Source organism: Acidiplasma aeolicum, from assembly GCF_001402945.1.
Taxonomy (GTDB): domain Archaea; phylum Thermoplasmatota; class Thermoplasmata; order Thermoplasmatales; family Thermoplasmataceae; genus Acidiplasma; species Acidiplasma aeolicum.
In genome coordinates, this window is sequence record NZ_LKBG01000266.1 from 1 (window position 1) to 7521 (window position 7521).

Annotated in this window: 5 protein-coding genes and 1 tRNA gene; 2 read left to right on the top strand and 4 right to left on the bottom strand. The window is 34.8% G+C overall.

Annotated elements, in window-relative coordinates:
* The 4 genes from AOG54_RS08155 to AOG54_RS08170 form a co-directional block, all read right to left on the bottom strand.
* Positions 1–760, bottom strand: a 760-nt coding sequence (locus tag AOG54_RS08155; RefSeq protein WP_055032599.1) for an SIS domain-containing protein, incomplete at its 3' end; no start/stop codon positions are given.
* 37 nt (positions 761–797) lie between these two features.
* Entirely contained in the window at positions 798–2618 is a 1821-nt protein-coding gene (locus tag AOG54_RS08160) for a VWA domain-containing protein (RefSeq protein WP_048101513.1), read from the bottom strand.
* Positions 2615–6037 carry a cobaltochelatase subunit CobN gene (locus tag AOG54_RS08165; RefSeq protein WP_055032600.1) on the bottom strand — a complete coding sequence of 1141 codons (3423 nt, stop codon included), beginning with the start codon at positions 6035–6037 and terminating at the stop codon, positions 2615–2617. Before AOG54_RS08165 ends, AOG54_RS08160 begins: the two co-directional genes overlap by 4 nt.
* A 34-nt stretch (positions 6038–6071) precedes the next feature.
* Positions 6072–6416, bottom strand: coding sequence for a hypothetical protein (locus tag AOG54_RS08170; RefSeq protein WP_048101511.1), 345 nt, complete (start codon positions 6414–6416; stop codon positions 6072–6074).
* A 154-nt stretch (positions 6417–6570) separates the two neighbouring features.
* Here AOG54_RS08170 and AOG54_RS08175 point away from each other — a divergent pair, with 154 nt between their 5' ends.
* Together AOG54_RS08175 and AOG54_RS08180 are read left to right on the top strand one after the other, a co-directional pair.
* Positions 6571–6807, top strand: coding sequence for a hypothetical protein (locus tag AOG54_RS08175; protein WP_048101510.1), 237 nt, complete (start codon positions 6571–6573; stop codon positions 6805–6807).
* A 61-nt stretch (positions 6808–6868) separates the two neighbouring features.
* Positions 6869–6941, top strand: a tRNA-Asp gene (locus tag AOG54_RS08180).
* Positions 6942–7521 lie beyond the last annotated feature (580 nt).

Consider the following 7521-nt stretch of genomic DNA (forward strand, 5'->3'; position numbering starts at 1 on the left):
TGAGGATTAGCAACGATTTATCATCTATAATTGATGTGCATCCATGGTTGAATTCCTCAAGCTCTATGCCCTCTGCATGTATGTGTGTTGCCTCCTTTATCTTCTGTGCAGCCTCCCTTGCCACAGGATAGTTGGGGCCTGACCCAAGCACGAATATTGTATTTATATCATTGAGCTGCCCTGCAATATCCATAACCGGTTTTTCCATAACTGAAACAAGATTTATTATTTTTTTTATTATTTCCTTAATTCCCACATCAATGCCTGCATAGTTCTGTGCTATATACATTGATGCGATTGCATTATCAAAAAATGCCTTGGTATTGCACAGTGAAAGATCAGGAGATTTTATAATTACTGTTTTGTCTGTTATATTCCCTATTGTTGTATTTTCATAATGTGTTATTCCAACAGTAAATGCATATTTTTTCATATAACTTAGTGCATCCATGGTTGATTTTGTTTTTCCACTGTGGGAAATTCCCACCACAGTCCCCTTTGAAAGGCCGGAATAATTAAGAAGTTCATATGCCTGTATAACCCTGTAATTAACATCCAGTTTATTAAGGAACTGAGAGCCTATATACTCACTGTGATATGCAGTACCATTTCCGGTAAATACAAGCGGTGATTTTATAATATCATAATCAAATTTTTCCATCTCCCTTACAGTTTCATTAAGCCCATTGGGAATATCCTTTATCATATCATACATAAAATATGGATGCTTATTCCGTTTTTCAGGTATTTCATCTGTCATTGGATTTATAATGCATTTATATTATTTATTTTTATATTCAGTTTATTTTTACATTGTTAACATCGCTTATTATATGCCCGTTTGAATATTCTGCTATTAAATTATTATATGTTGGCAGAAATCCATTTTCGCCATTTATTATATAAAGCCTTGAAACATTCTTTAATTTTTTGGATATATCAATAATATCATCCTTCATATTTCCGGGTGGATAATTTCCGCGACCATCTGTAAAAAGTACTGAAACTGTTTTTTCACCAGAATATGCTGACGTTTTATATATCTGTTTTAAGCCCTCTAAAAGGGGTGTTTTCCCTGAACTTTTTATGGATTTAAGCCTCTGGTTGAGGACCGTGAAATTTCTGGAAAAGTTCATTAATACTCTGGCGCCTGTGCCTGAAAACGATATTAGTGCAACCCTGCTTCTTGTAATATAAGCCTTTTTAAATAAAAGTTTTGACAGCTCTAGTGCATTTCCTATCCTTCTTTTAAAACCCATGGACGTGCTTGAGTCAATTGCTATTATAACCGGGACGGCACCACCGGAATAACCCTCCCTCAGGACAATATCCGATGCCTGCATCTTTTTATGATTATTGATTTTCATGGATACCATGGACGAATAAAGATCAAGGTGATTCCCGTTTTTATGTCCTGTTCTTATAAAATTTCCAGATTTTGCATTTCTTCCGCTCTTTTTAATAATCTCATTTCTTAATTTCATATCTATTCTGGGATTCTCAATATTATTTAGGGTATCATCCCCTGTGGAATTATTTTTTTTTACCGGCATTTTTTCATCATTATTTATATCATTATTGTTCATATCCTCATTTATATTCTCATTTTTATTGCCCTGATTTTGACCGGTATTGTTAAGTTCCCTTTCCATGTTGCTTTTTTCATCATCGTTGATTCTATGCCTTAGTGCAAATTCAAGTGCCTTCCTTGCATCCTCCATTGTAACATTTTTATTACCATTATATGCTGCTATTGCCCTTGCCGCCTTAACCGCAGATATCATGGCCCTGTTACCCATATGATATTTCAATATAACATCAGCCATATATTTCTCTATATCATCGGGTATGATTACATATCTAAGAGCATTTCTTGCCCTCACTATTCTTTCTCTTAAAATTTCATCATCCTGATCATATTTGCTTATAAATTCCACCGGATTGTGATCAAATTCATCAACCCTGTTTGCAATCTCAATTAGCTCTTCTGCGCTTGATGGCAGTTTTCCCTCAGCTGAAATACCAAATCTGTCAAGAAGCTGTGGTCTGAGCTCTCCCTCCTCAGGATTCATTGTACCAACCAAAATGAATCTCGCAGGATGTATATATGAGACGCCATCCCTTTCAACAGTATTTATGCCTGATGCGGCTGAGTCCAGTATTGCGTCTGCTATGGAATCATCAAGCAGATTTACCTCATCTATGTATAAAATTCCATTGTTTGCCTCACCAAGCAGCCCCTCTCTGAAATTAACCCTTCCTGAAATGGCAGAATTTATATCTATTGATCCAACAACACGATCAAGTGTTGAACTTATTGGTAAGGTTATTACAGGCACTGATTTCTTCACTATCTCGGCAGAATTATTATCTATCTTTTCACGGCATTCATCACAAAGATTTTCAGAATTTAATGTGCAGTTGAACCTGCACCCTCTTATTGAATCCATTTCTGGCAGTATATTTGAAAGCGATCTTACCATTGTTGATTTTGCAATGCCCTTTGGACCTGTGATTAAAATTCCACCTATTTTCGGGTCAATTGCATTGATAATTAATCCAAGCTTTATATCATCATTTCCAAGAATTGCAGAAAATGGGAAGTAGTTAATTTTCATTCACTCTCACCCTCCATTTCAATATAGGCATTATCAAGTTTTTCCCTCATATCCTCAGATGCATTCCAGATGCCCCTCTTATATGCCTCTATCATTCTGGATGTTATCTCACTTAATGCCCATGGATTTTCCCTTTTAAACCATTCCTTCATTTCATTGTTTAAAATGAATTTTTCGGCTATATTATTAAAAATTGCATCATTTACCATTTTGGTTGTGGCCGCCCAGCCATACAGGTGCTCTATTTTTTTGAGCATTTCCGTGGCACCCCTGTATCCAAAGTTTTTCTGTGCATTAATCCATTTATCATTTAAGAGCTTCCCTATTGCCGTCCTTTCTATTTCCTCCTTCATTGTCCTTACCTGCGGGCGCGATGGATTGAATGTATCCTCAAACATAAGATTTGGGCTTGAACCATACTTTTTTGCCATTAAATAAAATCCGCCTGCATATGAATAGTTGCATGAATCGTCGTTTATATCTATCTCATCAATCTCCCTCTTATGTATAATTGTATCTATATTTTTTGATACCAGTGAAAGCTCATTTTTTGCCTCCCTTCCAAAGTTATTCTTACCATATGAATACCCCATCCACTCTATAAACACATCTGCAAGGTCATTTTCATTCTTCCATTTTGATGATTCCACCGCATTGCTCACACCGGACCCGTAGGACCCTGGTTTAGATGAAAAAATTCTCATTAAATGGCCGTACTCCCTGTAATGTTTTTTAATGTAATTATCCTCCTCAGACTCATCAAGTTCGGCAACCTTCCTAATTGCTGTATCTATAAGCTCAATAATATTAAATAGATTATCCCTGACTATTCCGCTTGATTCAATGACAACATCTATTCTTGGCCTCTGAAGTTTTTCCATTGGTATAACCCTAACATCGGAAACCTTCTTTGAACCCTCCTGCCATATGGGCTCAACACCAATGGTAAATAAAATCTGTGATATGAGCTCCCCATCCGATCTGTATGCATCTGTTGACCAGAGCACAAAACCCACTGTCTCTGGAAATTTATTATTCTTCTTATATTCGGCTTCTATTAGTTTATTTGCAAGTATAACGCCAACCTGCCACGCTGACTGGCTTGGAATCTTAAATGGGTCCACAGCATAAAAGTTCCTGCCAGATGGTAAAACATCATATCTTCCACGTGCGAGGGAGCCAGACAGGCCGGATGGTATAAATTCTCCATTGAGTGCCTTTAGAAGATTATTTTCCTCATTTTTTGATGAAAATTTTAGATTATTTATAATGCCTCTTTCAAGTTCTGGAATATCATTGTTATGATTTATATATTCCTTTATCATTTTAACCGCTGCATCCTTTCCATGCATTGATATTAATGAGTGTTCATCAAATCTTGTGGCAGTTGCAACATAATCAGGCAGATCATCGTTATTAACCTCCTGGGCATATACATAGAGACCGTGGGTTATTACAGAATCCTTGAAAAGATTTATTCTGTGTTCTATTTCATGTGTGGCCTTATGTGCGTCATCAAAGTCTATGCTTAAACCTATTTTGCTGGCAAGATTTTTTATATCCCTTAAAATTAAATCCTCTCTTGCATTATTTTCTGATTTTTCAGACTCCTCATAATCATCTATTAATTCCTCAAGCTTATTAATTTCATCAGGTACCTCATCATAGGATGTTGGTGGCGTTATATAATCTAAAAGTACTGCATAGCTCCTGCGCTTTGCTATTATACCCTCACCAGGAACATTTGTAGAATAAAGATATATATTCGGCATGGTACCTATGGAAATTTCTGGGAAGCATGAGGGTGAGAGGCCGAGACCCTTTCCGGGTGTAAATTCAAGTGTTCCGTGAGTACCAACATGAATTATGGCATCCGCACCAAATTTTGTTTCTATCCATTTATAAAATGCAAGCCAGTAATGCGTAATTGGTGTTTCAGAATCATGTATGGTTCTTATGCTGTTATCATCATCTGAAAACGTTATTCTTTTTGGCTGTATGCCTATAAAAATATTTCCAGAGAGAAGCCCGGGTATGTAAAATTGTGAATTTAATACCATGTAATCCCTGCTCCAGTTTATATTTCCCCAGCGGTTGATTATTGCCTTTCTTGAATCCTCGGGTATTGAATTAAAAATTTTGGAATATTCATCAGAGTTTATGGTATCGACAGCACCTTTTCTATCTATTATGTTTTCAATTGATGTCCATTTACCCTCAGGAATGGCCTTTTTCCTTAATATTTCCTGTATAAGATCCTCGCCATTTTCAGGTACATAATCCAGAGAGAAGCCAGAGTTTTTAAGTATTTTCATTATATTGGCAACAGAATTTAATGTATCGAGGCCTGTGGCAGTCCCTATATTTGCCTCAAGGTCCTTAAAAGATGACCCTGAATGGAGTATAATTGCTATTTTTTTGTCACTGTTATTTTTATATTTTAAATTAACCCACTTTTTTATTCTATTTGCCATATAATTTATCTGTTCATATACCGGGGATAATTCCCTGTAAACTGTTCCCTTTTCAGAAATTTTTTTAATAACGCCAACAAGTATCGGTTCTATTGTACCATCTATTTCTGGAAGCATGGCGCTCATTATGGAGCTTACAACATCAAGTCCTGATGAATCTATCCATTCCTTGTATTCTTTATAATAATATATAAGGCCCTGAAAAACAGGTACATTTAAATTTAACAGCGTATTTTTTTCCTCACCCTTAATAAGAGAAAATGAAAGAAGATTTATGACGGCATCAACATTTACCCTGCCATTTTCATAAAAATATTCATTAATGCATTCCTCAGCACTTTTTATGTTTTTGGAGGAATCACCAAAACCGTTTGTAAAAACTGGAATGCTTGAAATACCCCTTTCATCAAGTTTTTTTATGATTTCATCAACTATTTTTGTATCCCCATCCACCCAGGCGGTTCTATAAAATAGTATTCCAACCCTTTTGTTATATTTATTTAGGTTTAAGTTTTTGGGCCTGTATATGCCGGAAAATGGCAGCGGATCCGGATCATTATAACTGTTTTTTTCAAAAAAGCTCTGTACATACAAAACAAGATTTTTTATATTGTTATAACCACCATAAAAGTAATATAAACTAACCTTTTCAACAATTTTAGGATCAACATTGGAATATTTGCTTAATATGGGGTCTATTGCTATTACATACTTTTTATTACCAATTATTTTTTCAAGCTTTTCAAGTATGCTGCTGTATATATTCTCCCCGGAAAAATGATGTATAAAAAGTGCATCTGCATCCCTGACAAAATTAAGAAAATCATCATCTATTGGATCAAGCCGGGGGTATTTTATTCTAACATCATTTCCAGTTTCCTCACCCGCCCTCAGGAATGATTTTACCACGGAACCATTCCAGCCAATTAATACAGCAAACTTCATAAAAGTAAAGTATATTTTAGTATTTAACAATTTTTTACTGTTTTTTTATTATGCATGAATATATTTTATACCTAATGCAGTCCATGTAGCGGTCATGATGATTTCCGCGATTTCTGGCTATATAGTCAAGAACATCCTCATTTTGCAGGAAATTGTTTGGGTCTCCCTGAATTAATTCAGCTATATCAGAACCGCTGACATTTTTTGATGATTTATATTTTTTAAGGATGCCGTCAAGGTATGGATCTGTTTCTATTATCCACCTTTTTATTATCTTTTCAATTTCTTCCCTCTTAATTCCTGTATTTTTTGCTATATACTTAACTGGTTTATTTTTGCACCTGAAGCTGGCAATTATTTCCTCATCCTTTCTGGCCATTATAAAACAATATGTAATAATTATAATTAAAGTTAAATCAAATCATAAAAGCTCTTATAATGAAGTTTTATGTACCCTTATGAATTTTTATAATATATTTGAAAATGAACAGCAAATTCGTAAATTTTAATTATTATTACGCTTTCAATAAAACATGGATTCCATAGATAAGGAAATTAAGGAAATTTATATTCAGAACTCACATTTTAGGAATAAAAAATATTTTGCTCTTTATCTTGGTATATCAATCTCTATCGATTTGATAATATTCCTTATTTCTGTCATTACCGCATCATTTTTCATGAAAATGTTGTTTGACGTAGTTTCTGGCATTTCAATGACCTTTTTCTTTTTATGGTTTATTCACAATATAAGAAAGGAGTCTGAATGATGTGATTAAATAAAAAATAAAAAAAGGTTAAATAAAACTAAACAATTATGTTACACAAATTGCCCCGATAGTGTAGCGGCCTATCATACAGGCCTGTCGAGCCTGTGACGTGGGTTCAAATCCCGCTCGGGGCGCTGGTTACATATCAGTTTGCTTTCCCCTCCTTTTTACTAATCCGCAAAATCAAGCTTCTTCAGTTTTTGCGAAACACCGAAAATGCCTCCACCGTATCAGGCTGCATGTAAGGCAGTGTAGTATTCAGTTTTTTATTGTTCCGTGAGCTTCTGTATCAAATCCGGTTGTGTACCCATGTCATATAGGTACCGGGCATAAAACCTTCCTGCTCAGTAAGGAAAAAACTTCATTTCATATGCTCTAAAATGAAGACGAAATGTAAATGTGTTCATTAAATGCAATGATATTATTATTTTAATGAATCATGGAAAAATTTGATGATATTGCACATGAAATATTATTGTATGTTTTGGATATAATAGACCAAATATATTAATTGTAAGACTTTTTACCAAACTACAAAAAAACTTAATAGAAAGCATAAATAATATTATATGGGAACAAAATACCTTGTTGTAATAACATCTGGGCTGGATCAAAAAGATAAAATGATTGTTGGTATGAATTTTGCCAAAAATACATTCAGGAAGAAGAAGGCGGATGATGTAAAGGTTGTTTTTTTCGGGCCAAGCGAAAAGG

Coding starts and splice junctions, on each gene's coding strand:
- AOG54_RS08175 (WP_048101510.1), top strand. CDS start 6,571: ATGGATTCCATAGATAAGGAAATTAAGGAAATTTATATTCAGAACTCA.
- AOG54_RS08170 (WP_048101511.1), bottom strand. CDS start 6,416: ATGGCCAGAAAGGATGAGGAAATAATTGCCAGCTTCAGGTGCAAAAAT.
- AOG54_RS08165 (WP_055032600.1), bottom strand. CDS start 6,037: ATGAAGTTTGCTGTATTAATTGGCTGGAATGGTTCCGTGGTAAAATCA.
- AOG54_RS08160 (WP_048101513.1), bottom strand. CDS start 2,618: ATGAAAATTAACTACTTCCCATTTTCTGCAATTCTTGGAAATGATGAT.